Annotated in this window: 17 protein-coding genes; 6 read left to right on the top strand and 11 right to left on the bottom strand. The window is 74.7% G+C overall.

The genetic code is table 11. The annotated features are described in order from the left end of the window. Nucleotides 1-6 precede the first annotated feature (6 nt). The 6 genes from ACFVS0_RS20740 to ACFVS0_RS20715 all read right to left on the bottom strand — a co-directional run bounded on the left by ACFVS0_RS20740 (nucleotide 7) and on the right by ACFVS0_RS20715 (nucleotide 4,193). Nucleotides 7-432, bottom strand: a complete 426-nt coding sequence (locus tag ACFVS0_RS20740; protein ID WP_430589003.1) for a type II toxin-antitoxin system VapC family toxin — start codon at nucleotides 430-432, stop codon at nucleotides 7-9. A 45-nt stretch (nucleotides 433-477) separates the two neighbouring features. Further along, a complete protein-coding gene (locus ACFVS0_RS20735; RefSeq protein ID WP_430589002.1) occupies nucleotides 478-774 on the bottom strand; it encodes a type II toxin-antitoxin system Phd/YefM family antitoxin in 297 nt (98 codons plus the stop codon). Nucleotides 775-922: 148 nt separating this feature from the next. Next, nucleotides 923-1,705 carry an ABC transporter permease gene (locus ACFVS0_RS20730; protein WP_430589001.1) on the bottom strand — a complete coding sequence of 261 codons (783 nt, stop codon included), beginning with the start codon at nucleotides 1,703-1,705 and terminating at the stop codon, nucleotides 923-925. After that, entirely contained in the window at nucleotides 1,702-2,730 is a 1,029-nt protein-coding gene (locus tag ACFVS0_RS20725) for an ABC transporter ATP-binding protein (protein ID WP_430586507.1), read from the bottom strand. Before ACFVS0_RS20725 ends, ACFVS0_RS20730 begins: the two co-directional genes overlap by 4 nt. Before the next feature lie 138 nt (nucleotides 2,731-2,868). Further along, entirely contained in the window at nucleotides 2,869-3,798 is a 930-nt protein-coding gene (locus ACFVS0_RS20720; RefSeq protein WP_430589000.1) for a permease prefix domain 1-containing protein, read from the bottom strand. Beyond that, the gene (locus ACFVS0_RS20715) at nucleotides 3,795-4,193 is read right to left on the bottom strand and encodes a PadR family transcriptional regulator (RefSeq protein ID WP_430589013.1); all 399 of its coding nucleotides are present in this window, start codon (nucleotides 4,191-4,193) and stop codon (nucleotides 3,795-3,797) included. Before ACFVS0_RS20715 ends, ACFVS0_RS20720 begins: the two co-directional genes overlap by 4 nt. A 172-nt stretch (nucleotides 4,194-4,365) precedes the next feature. Here ACFVS0_RS20715 and ACFVS0_RS20710 point away from each other — a divergent pair, with 172 nt between their 5' ends. Then, nucleotides 4,366-6,387 (top strand): DHA2 family efflux MFS transporter permease subunit, encoded by a 2,022-nt coding sequence (locus ACFVS0_RS20710; RefSeq protein ID WP_430588999.1) that lies wholly within the window; start codon nucleotides 4,366-4,368, stop codon nucleotides 6,385-6,387. Between the two features lie 18 nt (nucleotides 6,388-6,405). Here ACFVS0_RS20710 and ACFVS0_RS20705 read toward each other — a convergent pair whose 3' ends face one another. Genes ACFVS0_RS20705 through ACFVS0_RS20695 form a run of 3 tightly spaced genes read right to left on the bottom strand, consistent with a single transcriptional unit; the run spans nucleotide 6,406 to nucleotide 9,383 of the window. Continuing rightward, a complete protein-coding gene (locus ACFVS0_RS20705; protein ID WP_430548537.1) occupies nucleotides 6,406-7,635 on the bottom strand; it encodes an aromatic acid exporter family protein in 1,230 nt (409 codons plus the stop codon). Nucleotides 7,636-7,659: 24 nt separating this feature from the next. Next, nucleotides 7,660-8,811, bottom strand: a complete 1,152-nt coding sequence (locus tag ACFVS0_RS20700; protein WP_430548536.1) for a YgfZ/GcvT domain-containing protein — start codon at nucleotides 8,809-8,811, stop codon at nucleotides 7,660-7,662. A gap of 11 nt (nucleotides 8,812-8,822) precedes the next feature. Next, a complete protein-coding gene (locus ACFVS0_RS20695) occupies nucleotides 8,823-9,383 on the bottom strand; it encodes an FABP family protein (protein WP_430548535.1) in 561 nt (186 codons plus the stop codon). Between the two features lie 169 nt (nucleotides 9,384-9,552). Between ACFVS0_RS20695 and ACFVS0_RS20690 the strand changes: the two genes are divergently transcribed. Together ACFVS0_RS20690 and ACFVS0_RS20685 are read left to right on the top strand one after the other, a co-directional pair. Next, nucleotides 9,553-9,939: a DsrE family protein gene (locus ACFVS0_RS20690; protein WP_430548534.1), complete on the top strand. Its 387-nt coding sequence runs from the start codon at nucleotides 9,553-9,555 to the stop codon at nucleotides 9,937-9,939. 189 nt (nucleotides 9,940-10,128) lie between these two features. Continuing rightward, nucleotides 10,129-10,803: a YceI family protein gene (locus tag ACFVS0_RS20685; RefSeq protein ID WP_430588998.1), complete on the top strand. Its 675-nt coding sequence runs from the start codon at nucleotides 10,129-10,131 to the stop codon at nucleotides 10,801-10,803. Nucleotides 10,804-10,843: 40 nt separating this feature from the next. Here the strand turns inward: ACFVS0_RS20685 and ACFVS0_RS20680 are convergent, their stop codons facing one another. Then, nucleotides 10,844-11,590 (bottom strand): hypothetical protein, encoded by a 747-nt coding sequence (locus ACFVS0_RS20680; protein ID WP_430564499.1) that lies wholly within the window; start codon nucleotides 11,588-11,590, stop codon nucleotides 10,844-10,846. 321 nt (nucleotides 11,591-11,911) lie between these two features. On the opposite strand from ACFVS0_RS20680, the gene ACFVS0_RS20675 reads away from it, so the two are divergent. Further along, entirely contained in the window at nucleotides 11,912-12,673 is a 762-nt protein-coding gene (locus ACFVS0_RS20675; RefSeq protein ID WP_430548531.1) for a winged-helix domain-containing protein, read from the top strand. A gap of 60 nt (nucleotides 12,674-12,733) precedes the next feature. Then, nucleotides 12,734-13,666: an alpha/beta fold hydrolase gene (locus tag ACFVS0_RS20670; RefSeq protein WP_430549021.1), complete on the top strand. Its 933-nt coding sequence runs from the start codon at nucleotides 12,734-12,736 to the stop codon at nucleotides 13,664-13,666. A gap of 18 nt (nucleotides 13,667-13,684) precedes the next feature. Here ACFVS0_RS20670 and nth read toward each other — a convergent pair whose 3' ends face one another. Beyond that, the gene (nth, locus tag ACFVS0_RS20665) at nucleotides 13,685-14,434 is read right to left on the bottom strand and encodes an endonuclease III (protein ID WP_430548530.1); all 750 of its coding nucleotides are present in this window, start codon (nucleotides 14,432-14,434) and stop codon (nucleotides 13,685-13,687) included. A gap of 208 nt (nucleotides 14,435-14,642) precedes the next feature. Between nth and ACFVS0_RS20660 the strand changes: the two genes are divergently transcribed. Then, nucleotides 14,643-15,320 carry a Crp/Fnr family transcriptional regulator gene (locus tag ACFVS0_RS20660; RefSeq protein WP_416345052.1) on the top strand — a complete coding sequence of 226 codons (678 nt, stop codon included), beginning with the start codon at nucleotides 14,643-14,645 and terminating at the stop codon, nucleotides 15,318-15,320. The last annotated feature ends 138 nt before the right edge of the window (nucleotides 15,321-15,458 follow it).

Here is a 15,458-nt window from a genome sequence, read left to right as displayed (position 1 = left end):
CCGAGCCTACGGGAGCACGCGGAGCCTGCGGGAGCGCGCGGCGCCCGCGACGTGCTCGTCCCACGCGGCGACGACGCTGTCCTCGTGCGCGACGGCGAGCGCGCTGGCCACGTGCAGGGCGTCGGCGCCGCGCAGCGGCACGGGGCACGACGCGACCAGCTCGGCGGCGCGCTCGGAGACCTCGGGCGTCACCTCGAGGGTGTGCAGCCCGGCACTCAGCTCGTCCCAGATCGCGGTGCCGCGACGGCGCGCGAGCGGGTCGAGCACCCCGGCCCGCTCCCCGGCCACGAGCGCCGCCCGCACCTCGGCGTCGGCGATCCGCGACGAGACGACGACGTCGGCGCGGTTCCACAGCGCGCTCGCGAGCGCCGAGCCGGGCTCGCGCACGCACAGCTTCACCAGCGCGCTCGCGTCGAAGTAGACGAGGGCCATCGTGCTCCGTTCTTCGTTCCGCCGGTCGGGCTGCCGAGACCGTCGTCAGCGGCGGATGCGCCGCACCAGGTCGGACATGCGCGACGCCGGCCGCGCGGCGGGGCGCGGGGCGGACCGGGTGGCCGCCGCGTCGTCGTCGGGCACGGCGTGCACCGGCCGCTCGGTGGCGGCGGGCGTGAGCAGGCCGTCGCGCACCAGCCCGGCGACGAGGTCCGCCGTCTGCACCCCCGACAGGCGGGCGACCGGCACCCCCCGCTCGGTGATGACGACCTCCTCGCCCGCCCGCGCCTTCTCGATCCACGACTTGAGCTCGGCGCGCAGCGCGCTGACGGAGACCTCCATGACCGACGACCGTACCGTCCGCAGCCCGGTGCCGAACAGCAGCTCTGCCGAGGTGGTCCGAGAAGCGCCGAGGTAGTTCGTGACACAGTGTCACGAACTACCTCGGCAGGGCTCGGACTACCTCGGCGCTTCCGGGGCCACCTCGGCGTCAGATGGCGCGCCGGTAGGCGCGGAACGCCGACGACGCGAGCGCGCCCAGCAGGGCGACGGCGGCGGCGAGCAGCCCCAGGTGCAGCCACACCGTGCCGGGGTCGGCGAAGCCCTGGAGGGCGTCGCGGGCCACGACGACCGCCCAGTCGAACGGGTTGTACCGCGCGGCGGTGGCGATCCAGTCCGGCGCGAGGGCCGGGTCCATCACCGCCGACGAGAGGAACATCAGGGGGATCGTGAGCAGCTGCGAGACGCCGATGAGCGCCTCCTGCTGCCGCGTGAGCAGCGCGACGGCGCCCGACAGCGCGGCGAACAGGCAGCTCAGCAGCGCCACGGCGACCAGCATGACCAGGATGCCTGCCCCGCCGCCGGGGAACCGCGCCCCGCCGAGCCAGGCGACGCCCACGACCACCAGCGCCTGCGCGCAGCCGAGCAGCGCGTACCAGGCCATCGAGGCGGACAGCAGCGCGCCGCGGCTGGTCGGGGAGGCGAGGAAGCGATCCATCACGCCGCGGTCCATGTCCTGCACGAACGTCGTGCCCGCCCAGGCCGCGCCGCCCATCGCCGTCATCATGACGACGCCGGGCGTGAGGTACTCGAGGTAGGTCACGTCGGCGCCGCCCGCGAAGCCGGGGATCTCGATGACGGACCGGAACAGCTGCCCGAACAGCAGCAGCCAGATCATCGGCTGCAGCAGGTTCATCACCATGAACACGGGGATGCGCACGCCCTGCCGGGCCTGCCGGCCGGTGAGGAGCGCGGCCTGCGTCAGGGCGCTCATGCCGCCACCCCCTCGACCCCGGCGCCCGCCGTCGAGCGGTGGGCCGCCTCCAGGCTGCGGCCGGTGTGCCGCAGATAGACGTCGTCGAGCGTGGGCCGGGACAGCCCGGCCGCCCGCACGCCCAGGCCCGCGGCGTCGAGCGCCGCGAGCAGCGCCGGGAGCGCGGTGGCCCCCGCGTCGGCGCGCGCCCGCAGCGCGCGCCCCTCCGCGGCGACGTCGACGACGCCGGGCACGCGCGCGGCCACCGGTGCGGCCGCCGCCGCGGCGGCCTCGTCGTCGAGCTCGACGGTGACGCCGTCGCCGCGCAGCTCGTCCTTCAGCGCGTCGGGGGTGCCCGCGGTGACGACCCGGCCCGCGTCCACGATGACCACCTGGTCGGCGAGACGGTCGGCCTCGTCGAGGTAGTGCGTGGTGAGCAGGATCGTCATGCCGTCGCCGGCCGCCATGCGCTCGATCTCGGCCCACATCGCGGCGCGCGCCTCGGGGTCGAGGCCGGTGGTGGGCTCGTCGAGGAACAGCACCTGCGGCCGGTGCACCAGGCCGACGGCGACGTCGAGCTTGCGCGCCATCCCGCCGGACCAGGTCTTCACCAGGCGGTCGGCGGCGTGCGCGACGCCGAAGCGCTCGAGCAGCTCGTCCGCCCGCGCCCGGGAGTCGCGGGCGCCGAGCCCCTGCAGCCGCCCGGCGAGCACGAGGTTCTCGCGCCCGGTGCCCATGGGGTCGGTCACGGGGCGCTGCGCCACGTAGCCGATGGCGCGCCGGACGGCGGCCGGGTCGCGCACCACGTCGTGGCCCGCGACGCGGGCGGTGCCCGCGTCGGGCCGCGACAGCGTCGCGAGGATCTTCACGGTGGTGGACTTGCCGGCGCCGTTGGGGCCGAGGAGGCCGAGCACGCTGCCCGGCGCGGCGGACAGGTCGAGGCCGTCGAGCGCGCGCACAGGGCGTGCGCCGCGACCGGAGCGGTAGGTCTTGGTCAGGCCGGCGACGTCGATGGCGACGTCGGGCGAGGTCGGTCGTGCGGACATGTCTCCTCCTTGCTGGGTGGACCAGCGGTCGGAGGGTCCGGCGCACGCCCTAGGGTGGGAGTGCGTCTCGTGGTGCGGTCGTGCACCGGACCCGAGCCACCGGTCCCGGGCGATGGCAGTCGCCCGGGACCGTTCTTGTCACTGCTCGTGCTGCTCGCCCGTCGACCTGAAGAGCATCCGGGCGAGGACGAGCATCATCACCGCGAGGGCGACGACGAAGGTCAGCCAGGACCAGGCCCAGCCGACGGTGAGGCCGAGGACGACGAACACGGCGAACGCCGTCAGCCAGATGACGAGCGTGTAGACGCCGAACCGCGCGGCGGCGGCCGGGTCCCGCTCGAAGCGGTCGAAGTCGTGGCCGGTCGCGTGGGCACGCGCGACGTCCCGCACCCACGCCTTCTTCCGGTTGGTCTGCGTGACGCCGAGCATCGTGAACAGCACGCCGCCCACGACGAGCAACGCCGCCGCGACGACGTACACCCACGCCTCGAACTCGCCGAGCAGGGTGAGCCCGGCGAGGAGCAGGCCGAAGACGGCGAGGCCCGTGGCCAGGTAGTAGCCGCCGGCGCGTCGCGACGGCACCGGGTGGTTCGTCGTCGTCTCCTGCGAGACGGACGACCCGACCACGAAGCCGGCGGCGCTGGACGCGGTGAGCAGGAGGGCGGCGACGACGAGGCCCGGCAGGGCGAGGACGTCGAGGGCCGCCAGCACGCAGAGGGCGACCAGGGCCACGAGCACCAGCGACGCGAGCACGACGCCCAGCACGAACCGGGGCTTCGGACGCACGCGCTGCTGCTGGGCGACGGCGAACGCCTCCTGCAGCGGGGTGCGAGGCGTGCCGCCGGTCTGGGCCGCGACGTCCGCCTGCGCGTCGGCGACGATCGCGCGGACGTCGCCGAGCTCGTCGAAGGCACGGCGGGCGGCGTCGTCGGGCGACGCTCCCTCGGCCTGCAGCTCGGCGGCCCGGGCCTCGAGGTTCGCCCGGATCTCCTCCTTGAGGTCCTGGACCTCGGGGGAGGGCTCGACGCCCGCGAACGCGTCGTCGAGGAGGCGGTGGACGGTGGTCATCGGGAGGAGTCCTTGTCTGTGCTCGAGTCCGCGCGCGGGTCCGTGCGCAGGAGGGAGTCGATGACGTCGCGGGTGGCGACCCAGGCGGCGACGTTGCGCCGGAAGACGGCGCGGCCGGCGTCCGTGATCCGGTAGTACTTGCGGCGCCCGCCCTGGGACTCGTCGCCCCAGTAGGCCTCGACCAGGCCGTCCTTGGTGAGACGGCGGTACGTCGCGTAGAGCGTGGCCTCCTTGATCTCGTGCGCCCCGCCCGTGGCGTCGCGGATCGTCTTGTAGATCTCGAAGCCGTAGCGGTCCCCGCGACGCAGCGTCGCGAGCACGATCGTGTCGGTGTGGCCACGCAGCAGGTCGGCGGAGAACGCGTCGTCCGCCGTCGAAGGTTCAGCTCGCTGCATCACGACAAGTACTGTATCTCATCAACTACTCGACGACAACAGGTGCTGCACGTGCACCACATCGTGCCGAGACGGTTCGCCGCGCCCTCCGCCGAAGACCGTGCGAGCCTGCCAAGCGGGACACCTGCTCATCGCGCGGACGCCGTCGTCCGCCCGACAGGAAGGGCACGCGATGGCCGCCGCACCGAGCGCACCACCCGCCGAGCCGGAGGCCCTGCCGCAGCGCAGGGTGCTGGCCGTCTTCGGCGGGCTCATGCTCGCGATGCTGCTCGCGGCGCTCGACCAGACGATCGTCGCGACCGCGCTGCCCACGATCGTCTCCGACCTCGGCGGCGCGGAGCACCTGTCCTGGGTCGTGACGGCGTACATGCTCGCGAGCACGGCCACCACGGTGCTGTGGGGCAAGCTCGGCGACCTCTACGGGCGCAAGGCCCTGTTCATCGCCTGCATCGTCATCTTCCTCGTCGGGTCGATCCTCTCCGGCACGTCCCAGACGATGGGCCAGCTCATCGCGTGGCGCGCCGTGCAGGGCGTGGGCGGCGGCGGGCTGATGGTGCTGTCGCAGGCGATCATCGGCGACGTCGTCCCCCCGCGGGAGCGGGGCAAGTACCAGGGCTTCTTCGGCGCCGTGTTCGGCGTCTCGTCCGTCGCCGGCCCCCTACTCGGCGGCTTCTTCGTGGACAACCTCGACTGGCGCTGGGTCTTCTACATCAACATCCCCATCGGGATCGTCGCGCTGCTCGTCGTCGCGTCCGTGCTGCCGCACATCGAGGCCGGCAAGAAGCCCCGCATCGACTACGCCGGCATCATCCTGCTGGGCCTGATCTCCACGTCCGTCGTGCTGGTCACCAGCCTGGGCGGCACCACGTGGGAGTGGGCGTCCTGGCCGGTCTACGGGATGGTCGCGCTCGCCGTCGCGTCGCTGGTCGCGTTCGTCGTCGTCGAGCAGCGCGCCCCCGAGCCCGTGCTCCCCCTGCACCTGTTCCGCAGCAAGGTGTTCTCCGTGTCCGCGGTGGTCGGGTTCGTCGTCGGCTTCGCCATGTTCGGCGCGATCACCTACCTGCCGCTGTACCTGCAGACGGTCAAGGGGTCCACGCCCACCGAGTCCGGCCTCGAGATGACGCCGATGATGCTCGGCATGCTGCTCACGTCCATCGGGTCGGGACAGCTCATCTCCCGCACCGGGCGGTACAAGGTCTACCCGATCGTCGGCACCGCGATCACGGCGGGCGGGCTCTTCCTGCTCTCCCTCATGGGCCGCGACACCACCACGCTCCAGGCCGGGCTGAGCATGTTCGTCCTCGGCGCCGGGCTGGGCATGGTCACCCAGGTGCTCGTGATCGCCGTGCAGAACGCGGTCAGCTACAAGGACCTCGGCACCGCGACCTCCGGCGCCACGTACTTCCGCACCATCGGGTCGTCGGTCGGGGTCGCCGTCTTCGGCACGATCTTCGCGAACCGGCTCACCGACGCGCTCGTCACCGGTGTCCCGGCGACGGCGGAGGGCACGTGCGGGCCCGGGGCGCTGGCCGCGTCCACCCAGAACCTCGCGCAGTGCCCGCCCGAGGTGCAGGACTGGTTCCTGGACGCGTACGCGGGCGCCCTGCACGTCGTCTTCCTGTGGGCGGTGCCGATCGCCGTGCTCGCCTTCGCCCTCACGTGGCTGCTGCCGGAGGTCGAGCTGCGCACCGCGACGCGCGGCGACGCCGCCACCACCGCCGGGCAGGCGGCCGGCGAGTCGTTCGCGCTCGGCTCCGCCCGGACGTCCCTCGACGAGCTGCGCCTCATCCTGTGGCGCCGCGTCGGCAAGCTGGACCCGCTCAAGGTGTACGAGACGATCGCGCGCGACGACGACCTCACCGCCGAGGAGGCGTGGATGGTCACGCGCGTCTCCCTCAAGCGGAAGCGGTCCGTGCAGCTCATGGCCGAGCGCACGGAGGTGTCGCCCGAGACGGTGCGGCGCATCGCCCAGGCGCTGGCGGCGCGCGGACTCGTCGAGGTGGACGGCGACGCCGTCCTCGTCACCCCCGACGGCGACGTCGTCGCCGAGTCGATCCGCGAGGCCGAGCGGCAGCGGCTGCGTCGGTACGTCGCCGAGTGGCCCGGTGGGGACGAGCCCGAGGTCGACCAGCTCGTGGAGCAGCTCACCCACCAGCTCCTCGCCGACGACACGGACGTCGTCGAGCACCGCTGACCGACCGCCCGCGGGCCGTCACATCTCCGGGAGGGCGTCCCGGGCCTCCTCGGGCGGCAGGCCCGCCGCCTCGAGCAGGTCCACGACGGGCGAGCGCAGCAGCAGCACCAGCGACTGCACCTGCCAGTGCCCCTCGCCCACGGTGCGCGGGTCGACGTCGCGCGCGACGTCGAGCAGCGCGTCGCGCGCCTGCCCCAGGCCCGTGCCCGAGCCGAGGGCGGCGGCGAGCAGCCGCACGCCGTGCGCGAGGCGCACGACCAGGTCCGCCACCGGGTCGGCGGTCGGGTCGACCTCCGGCGGCGGGGGCAGCCCGCCCGCCAGCGGCGCCGCCGTCACCCGGTGGCTCCCCTCGTCCCCCAGCTGCCCCAGCGAGCGGAGCGTCGCCGGGGCGCGCCGGGCGAGCACGCGCACGCTGCGCATGGCCCGGTCGACCAGCACCGCCTGGCCGGTGAGCCGCGTGATCTCCGCCCGGAGCACGCGGTTGACGCTCACCCGGGCGATCTCGTCCGACTTGGTCGCGACGTCGTGCCACTCCTCGAGCGACTTCTCGGCGGCCCGACCGCGCACCAGCGCCGCGGCGAGCTCGTCGGGGTCGCCGTCGCGCAGGCCGAGCGCCACGGACTCCAGCGTGAGGGCCAGCTCGCGGGTCGCGCTCTGCGCCAGGTCGCGGATGCGCCGCCGCGGGTCGCCGGGCGTGAGGAGCGCGACGAGCAGCGCCACGCCGCCCCCGACCAGGGCGTCCGTCCAGCGGCCGAACGCGCCGTTGGTCGCCACCGAGGCCGGCAGGCCCACGACGACGCCCGCCTGGACGCCCGCCTGGATGGTCACCAGCGGGCCGCGGTCGACGAACCGGGCGATGAGTGCCGAGATCCCCATCACCAGCGCGATCTGCCACCAGCCGGACCCGATGAGGTGGACCATGACGTCGCCCAGCGCGACGCCGAGCGCCACGCCCGCCGCGACCTCGGCCACCTTGCGCAGCTCGCGGTCGAAGCTGAACCCGAGGCACACCCATGCCGCGATGGCGGCGAAGAACGGCTGCGTGTGCCCCAGCACGACGGTCGCGATCCCGTACGCGACGCCCGCGGCCAGCGCCGCCTGGACGATGGGCCAGAACGCGACGCGCACCCGGGAGATGCCCTGCCGCAGCCGGATGCGCCGGGGCAGGGTCCGCAGGGCCGCGCGCGCGGCGGCGCCCGCGCGCCGCGACATGTCGCCCGCGGGACGGGCCGCCGGCTCGTCGCTCACGGGCGCCCGCTCACAGCAGGCCCCTCACAGCAGGCTCTGCGGGGCGTCGGGCCCGCGCGGGGTGAGGCCGCGCGTCAGCGGCCCGTGCGCCTCGGGCCGGTCGGCCGAGACGCCGTCGCCCGGCACCACGACCTCCTGCGCGGCCGCGACCTGCAGCTCCTGCCCGCCGACGTCGCCCACCACGGTGAGCTCGGCGTCCTCGGGGGCGGACCGCTTGATCACGGCGAGGGCGACCGGCCCGAGCTCGTGGTGCCGCGCCACCGTGGTCACGGTGCCGACGGCACGCCCCTCCGGCCCGCCCACGAAGACCTCCGCGCCCGCCTCGGGCACCACGTGCTGGGAGCCGTCCAGGTGCAGCAGCACCAGCCGCCGCGGCGGGCGGCCCAGGTTGTGCACGCGCGCGATCGTCTCCTGACCGCGGTAGCAGCCCTTGTGCAGGTGGACGGCGGTGCGCAGCCAGTCGAGCTCGTGCGGCACGCTGCGGTGGTCGACCTCGTGCGCCAGCCGCGGGCGCCACGCCTCGACGCGCAGCGCCTCGGTGGCCCACGTGCCGGCCAGGCGCCATCCGGCGGCCTCACGCTCGGCGACGGCGGCCTCCAGGTCGGCGCGCGGCACGAGGACGAGCCGCCACGGACGGTCGAGGCCCGGGTGCTCCGTCTCGGGCGGGCCGTACCGGGTGCCGCCCTGGGCGACGCGCGGCCAGGTGTCCCACCAGGTCACGGGCTCGCCCTCGACGCCCTCGGCGGCGACCGGCTCCCCCAGCGCCGCGTACTCGGCGGAGAGGTCGTCGATCTCGACCCGCATCATGAACTTCATGCGCTCGAGCCAGGCGGCCAGCGGCGCGGCGTGGTCGCCCTCGGTGACCAGCCAGGTGGCCTCGCCGTCGTCGACGACGCCCGCGGCGTGCTCGACGTGGCCCTGCGGGGACAGCACGAACAGCTCGGTGGAGGTGCGCGGCGCGAGACCCTGCACGTCCTGCGACGTGATCGAGTGCAGCCACGACAGGCGGTCGGGGCCGGCGACGCGCACGACGCCCAGGTGCGACTGGTCGACCACGGCCCCGCCGCGGGCGAGCGCACGCTGCTCGGCGACCGGGTCGCCGTAGTGCCAGGCCACGCCCTCGTCGGCACCCGTGGCAGCCACGGCGCCCTGTCGGGCCAGGAGCGGCGAGTCCATCGGACGCCCTCTCAGTCGTTCTCGACGCGGTCGAGCTGGGCGGAGGCGTACGAGCCGAGCGGGTGCCCGAACGCGGCGAGCTCCTCGACCCACATCAGGCGCCCCTCGACCAGGCCGTACAGGCGCTTCGCCGCGGTGACCTCCGCGGCGGTCGAGGTGCGGGCCACGAAGTCCGTGGCGAGGTCGATGCGGCCGTTGCCCGCGACGCCGAGGAACAGGGCGAGCCGGCCCGACGCGTCGGTGACGAGCACCTCGAGCGCGTGCCGGTCGTCCTCCAGCCCCTCCGGGCGGTCGGTCGACACGCGCCAGTAGCCGGTCTCCGTCGACCAGACCGTGTCGGGCTCGTCGTCGCCCGGCGTGCCCTCGCCGTCGGCCGCCGCCGCGGAGCGCACGCGCAGCGTGGACTCGAAGCGCAGGTAGGGCCCGCCGTCGTGGTCGAAGACGAGGTCGTGCACGAACGGCGTCTCGTCGATGCCGGTGTACTCGATCACGCCCTCGCCCTGCCAGCGGCCCACGAGCCACGCGAGCGGGTAGACCTCGGGCGCGAGGCCCTCGGGGAAGGCGAAGGGCATCAGCGCTGGCCCTGGAACAGCTTGTAGACGACGTAGCCGGCGAACCAGAGGATCGTGACCGACACGACGACCAGCAGACCGGTGAACACTGCCTCGAGAGCGTGGATCGACATGCCGCGATCCTACCCAGCCGTCCCGGCATCGGTCAGCGTGAGTAAGGTCGCCGCCCATGAGCACCCCCACCGCTGCGACGCCCGCGCGCTCGCTCGTGATCAAGACCACGTCGGGGACGGACCGGCCGGAGGCCGCCAACCAGGCGCTCACCGTGGCGGCCGCGGCCGTCGCCGCCGGCGCGGAGGTGAGCCTGTGGCTCACCGGGGAGGCGGCGTGGTTCGCCGTCCCCGGCCGGGTCGCGGAGCTCTCGCTCGAGCACGCCGCGCCCGCCGGCGACCTGCTCGACGCCGTCCTCGCCGCCGGCACGGTCACCCTCTGCACGCAGTGCGCCGCCCGCCGCGGCCTCGGGCCCGACGACGTCCTGCCCGGCGTGCGCATCGCCGGGGCCGCCGTGTTCGCCGAGGAGGTGCTGCGCCCGGGCGCCCAGGCGCTCGTCTACTGACGCCGCGCACCCGGTGTGAGGCACACCACCCGGTCGCCGGACGCACTCCCGCCGGGCACCCCCCGTGCCGTAGATTGAACGTTGAAGCATCCAGTGACGCCCTGCCGTCGAGCCGGCCGGCGGGCGCACGTGCCCCAGAGGCCCGCCCCGCACGGCGCCGGCCGACGTCGCGACCACGGAGAACCATCCATGACCTCGTCCACCAGGACCTGGAACGACCTCGTCATCCCCGCCGCCGGCGACTACGTGCTCGACAAGGAGCACCGGCGGCTCGGCTTCCTCGCGATGCACATGATGGTGAGCCCGGTGCGCGGCGAGTTCTCGTCGGGGAGCGCGACCATCCGCGTGGCCGAAGACCCGTTGCAGTCGTCGGTGACCGCGACGCTGGATGCCGCGACCATCAGCACCCACCTGCCGGACCGCGACGCGCACCTGCGCAGCCCCGACTTCCTCGACGTGGAGAACTTCCCGACGATCGAGTTCCGCAGCACGGGCATCGAGTGGCGCACCGAGGTCGACCCGATCTTCTCGTGGGCCCGCCTCAAGGGCCGCACGCCGGGTCGCGCCGACACCGCCCCCAGCACGCTGAAGACGTCCGCGAAGTTCGTGCTCCACGGCGACCTGACGATCCGCGGCATCGCCCACCCCATCGCGCTCGACGCCGAGTTCGGCGGGGCCGGTCGGGACCCGTACGGCCGCGACATCTTCGGTTTCAGCGCGGCGGCCGACTTCGAGCGCGAGAAGTACGGGCTGGTGTGGAACGTCCCGCTCGAGGCCGGCGGCGTGCTCGTGAGCAAGAAGGTGCGCATCGAGCTGGCCGGCGAGGCGATCAACCTGGCGGGCGTGGTCGAGCGCCCGGCGTGACGCCCGCCCCGGGCCCGCCGCCGCGAGGCGGCGACCCTGCTCAGGCGACGACGAGCCGCCCCACGACGAACACCAGGATGCCGCTCACGGCGACCGGCGCCGTGACCGCGGCCAGCACCGCCCGGCGCCCCGTCAGCGCAGGCTGACGCTCGAACAGCAGGCGCAGCACCGCGACCACCAGGCCGGTCACGGCACCCGCCACCAGGCCGCTCACCGGGTCGATCGCCGGCAGGAGCGTCGCCACCCCGCCCGCGGCGACGGCGCCCAGCGCCACCCCCACGAGCGAGCCCGCCCAGCCGCGCGCGACCGGCGTCGCCGACACCGCCGCGGCGACCGCGAGGCCGAGCGCGCTCACGACCACGAGCGCCGCGCCCGCCTCCGAGCGACCCGCGGCCACCCAGCCGGAGCAGCACACCGCGACCACGGCGCCGGTCACCGTGCCGCTCACGGACTCCACGAGCCGGGGCCGCCCGCCGCGGCGCAGCATCTCCGCGACGAACGCCAGCACCAGCGCCATCGCGAGCACCAGCGGCACGTTGCGCAGCACCGGCTCGCCCTGGGTGGCCCACGCCACGGCGACCGCGCCGAGCCCGGCGACCGCCACGACGACCGTCGTCCCGCCCTGGGCCGGCAGCCGCAGCAACGGGCCCCAGCCGGCCGCGAGGAGCAGCACGAGCCCCCCGGCCACCGCCGTCAGGGGCAGGATCCCGTAGTCGTCGAGGGCGGCGGCCGCCGCGACGACGGCGGAGAGGACGGCCGTCCAGACGGCGCGGGTGGTCACGGTCACGACGACGAGTGTCGCAGACGGCGGGCGGCGTCCCCGCCGTCCACGACCCGGGGCCACGAGCCGTGCCGCGACCGTGCCGCGACCCGTCCGCGACCCGTCCGCGACCCGTCCGCGACCCACCGCCGCCACGCCGCGGCCACGTCCGTCACAGTCCGGTCGCCGATCGGAAACGCGCCCGCAACACGGTTCGGGGCACACTGCGGGAACCGGTCACACGACCGGGACGGGTGCGGTGTGATCCACGCCGCACCGCGGTACGTTGGCGGACGCACCTGTCGGACGCTGTCGAACGGACCGTCCGACGACCGGGAGGAGGTGCCGGTGGCCGAGCTGCTGATCCTCACGCCCGCGTCCGGCGGGTCGGTCGAGGTGCTGCCCGCCCTGGGCCTGCTGAACCACCGGATCCGGGTGCTGCCCATGGAGCCGTCCGCCCTGGTGGACGCCCCGGACTCCGACGTCGTGCTGCTCGACGCGCGTCGTGACCTCGTCGCCGCCCGCACCACGTGCCGGCTCCTGCACGCCACCGGCCTCACCGTGCCGCTCGTGCTCGTGCTCACGGAGGGCGGGCTCACCGTCGTCACGCACGAGTGGGGTGCCGACGACCTGCTGCTCGAGGCCGCCTCGCCCGCCGAGGTGGAGGCGCGCCTGCGCCTCGTGATCGAGCGGTCCGAGCGCGGCCCCGTCGACGACGGCCCCCAGGAGATCGCCGCCGGCGACCTCGCGATCGACGCCGGCGGCTACACCGCGAGGCTGCGCGGCCGCCCCATCGACCTCACGTACAAGGAGTTCGAGCTCCTCAAGTACCTGGTGCAGCACCCGGGCCGCGTGTTCACGCGGGCGCAGCTGCTGCAGGAGGTCTGGGGCTACGACTACTACGGCGGCACCCGCACCGTGGACGTGCACGTGCGGCGCCTGCGCGCCAAGCTCGGCCCCGAGCACGAGCAGCTCATCGGCACCGTCCGCAACGTCGGCTACCGGTTCGACCCGCCCAAGGAACCCCGGCCGGTGGAGGGCGCCGACGCGGACGACGCCACGACGTCGGACGGCACGGGCGCGGCCGGGCGGGCGGCCCCCACCCGCTGAACCCGCGCGCCCGCACGGGCCCCGGCGCACCGCACCAGGTAGGTTCGACCGGTGACCGCGATGTCGGACTCCAGCGACTTCTCCAGCGCCCTGGTCGACGGACCCTGGCGGCACGAGCTCGTGCCCGCGAACGGCGCCCGCTTCCATGTCGCGCTCGCCGGGCCCGACCGGACGAACGGCGGCCGCAGCCCGCTCGTCGTGCTGCTGCACGGCTTCCCGCAGTTCTGGTGGGCGTGGCGGCACCAGATGGAGCAGCTCGCCGACGCCGGGTACCGGGTGGCGGCGATGGACCTGCGGGGCGTGGGCGCCTCCGACAAGCCCCCGTCCGGGTACGACGTCCCCACCGGCACGCAGGACGTGGCGGGCGTGGTGCGCTCCCTCGGCCACGACCGGGCCGTCGTCGTCGGGCACGGCACGGGTGGTGTCACCGCGTGGTCGATGGCGCGGCTGCAGCCCGCCGTGACCGCGGCCGTGGCCGCCGTCTCCGCGCCGCACCCGGCCCGCCTGCACGTCTCGGGCCGCCAGCTGCTCACCCCGCTGGCCCGCCGCCAGCTCGCCGCCTACCAGCTGCCCACGCTGCCCGAGCGCCGGCTCACCGACGGCGACCAGGTGGCACGCGTGCTGCGCGACGGCGCCGCGCGCCCCCTCGGCACCGACGCCTACGAGCTGTACCGCACCGTGATGCGGATCCCGTTCGCGGCGCACACCGTGATGGAGTCGCTGCGCTGGATGGTCCGCTCGACCCCGCGCCCCGACGGCCGCCGCTACCTCGCCGCGCTGCGCGAGCCCGTCGACGTCCCGGTGCTGCAGGTGCAGGGCGAGCTGGACGGCTTCGTCGACCCCCGCCACGCCCCCGTCGACGGCGCGGCGCTCGCCCGCGACTTCCGCTACGAGACCGTCGACGGCGCCGGGCACTTCCTGCCCGAGGAGGCCCCCGACGAGGTCGGCAAGCTGCTCGTCGACTGGCTCGAGCACGCCCTCGCCGCCCGCTGACACCCCGTCAGGGCCGGGTCAGCCCCGTGGCCCCGGCTTGACGAGCTTCGCCGCCGCGACCGGGTCCGTCTCCCCGATCCCGAACGACGGGCACCAGCGCGCCACCGGGCACGCCCCGCACGCCGGCCGCCGCGCGTGGCACCGCCGTCGCCCGTGCCACACGAGGTGATGGCTCAGCATCGTCCAGTCCTTCTTCGGGAACAGCGCCCCGACCTCGTGCTCGACCTTGACCGGGTCCTCCTGGTCCGTCCAGCCGAAGCGGCGCGCCAGGCGCCCGAAGTGGGTGTCCACGGTGATGCCAGGGACGCCGAACGCGTTGCCCAGCACCACGTTCGCCGTCTTGCGCCCCACCCCCGGCAACGTCACCAGGTCGTCCAGGCGGGCCGGGACCTCGCCGTCGAACCGCTCGACCAGCGCCTGCCCCAGCCCGATGATCGAGCGCGTCTTGGCGCGGAAGAAGCCGAGCGGCTTGAACAGCTCCTCCATCTCCGCCGGGTCCGCGCCCGCGTACGCGGCGGCGTCCGGATAACGGGCGAAGATCGCCGGCGTCGTCGCGTTGACCCGCACGTCCGTGGTCTGCGCCGACAGCACCGTCGCCACCAGCAGCTCCAGCGGCGTCGTGAAGTCCAGCTCCGCGCGCGCGTCCGGGTACGTCACCGCGAGCTCGCGGTCGATGCGGCGCGCGCGCCGCACCAGCGCGACCCGCGACTCGCCCGTGGGCGTCGCGTCGGACGGGAGGGCGGTCGAGGAGGCGGGCTTCGTCGGCACGGTCCGAGCGTAGCCATCCACTCCGACAGCCCGCCCGCGCCGGATCCGGTGACGCCGTCTCGGGGCTCTCCCCGGGCTTCCCGGCGCTTCGTCGTGCCGCGATTTGGTGCGGTGAGGCAGACTGAGAACCGGAACACACCCTCTTGACAACCCCCGGACGACCGCACCCGACCCGGGACGGCCGCCCCCGAACCACGTGAGGAATCCTGTGGACGACACCGTCGTGCTCTCCGCCCCTCTCTTCGCGGACATGGAATCCGAGGAGACGAAGGCGCTCTTCGAGTCCATGGTCCCGGTCGAGCTGACCCGCGGGGACGTCCTCTTCCGCGAGGGCGAGCCCGGCGACCGGCTGTACGTCATCGCGCAGGGCAAGATCAAGCTCGGCCGGCGGTCGAGCGACGGCCGGGAGAACCTGCTGTCGATCCTCGGCCCCGGCGAGATGTTCGGCGAGCTGTCCCTGTTCGACCCGGGCCCCCGCACGGCGACCGCCTCGTCCGTCTCCGACGCGCTCGTCTACGAGCTGCGCCACCAGGCCCTCGTGCAGTGGATCGCCGCGCACCCCAGCGTCGCCACCACCCTGCTCGGCGCCCTGGCGCGCCGCCTGCGCCGCACCAACGAGACCCTGGCCGACCTGGTCTTCTCCGACGTCCCCGGCCGCGTCGCCAAGGCCCTCCTCGACCTGTCCGCCCGCTTCGGCGAGCCGAACGACGACGGCATCCGGGTCGCCCACGACCTCACGCAGGAGGAGCTCGCCCAGCTCGTCGGCGCCTCCCGCGAGACCGTCAACAAGGCCCTGGCGGACTTCGCGACGCGCGGTTGGGTGCGTCGTGAGGGTCGCGCTGTGGTGCTGCTCGACATCGACCGTCTGGAGCGACGGGCTCGCTAGTCTTGGGCCGCCTTGGTTGCGGCCGTCACCTTTCTCGCTGACGCAGGCGGGAGAGGCGTTCTTCGCCGGGTCGCGTTCACGGGCCCAGGGGGCCCTCCACTTCGGGACGTCTACGACCCGGCGAAGGACCTCGTCCCC

The sequence above is a fragment of the Isoptericola sp. NPDC058082 genome, from assembly GCF_042885055.1.
Classification (GTDB): domain Bacteria; phylum Actinomycetota; class Actinomycetes; order Actinomycetales; family Cellulomonadaceae; genus Isoptericola.
Note: the sequence above shows the minus strand (reverse complement) of the source record. Positions and strands in the feature narration are given on the sequence as shown.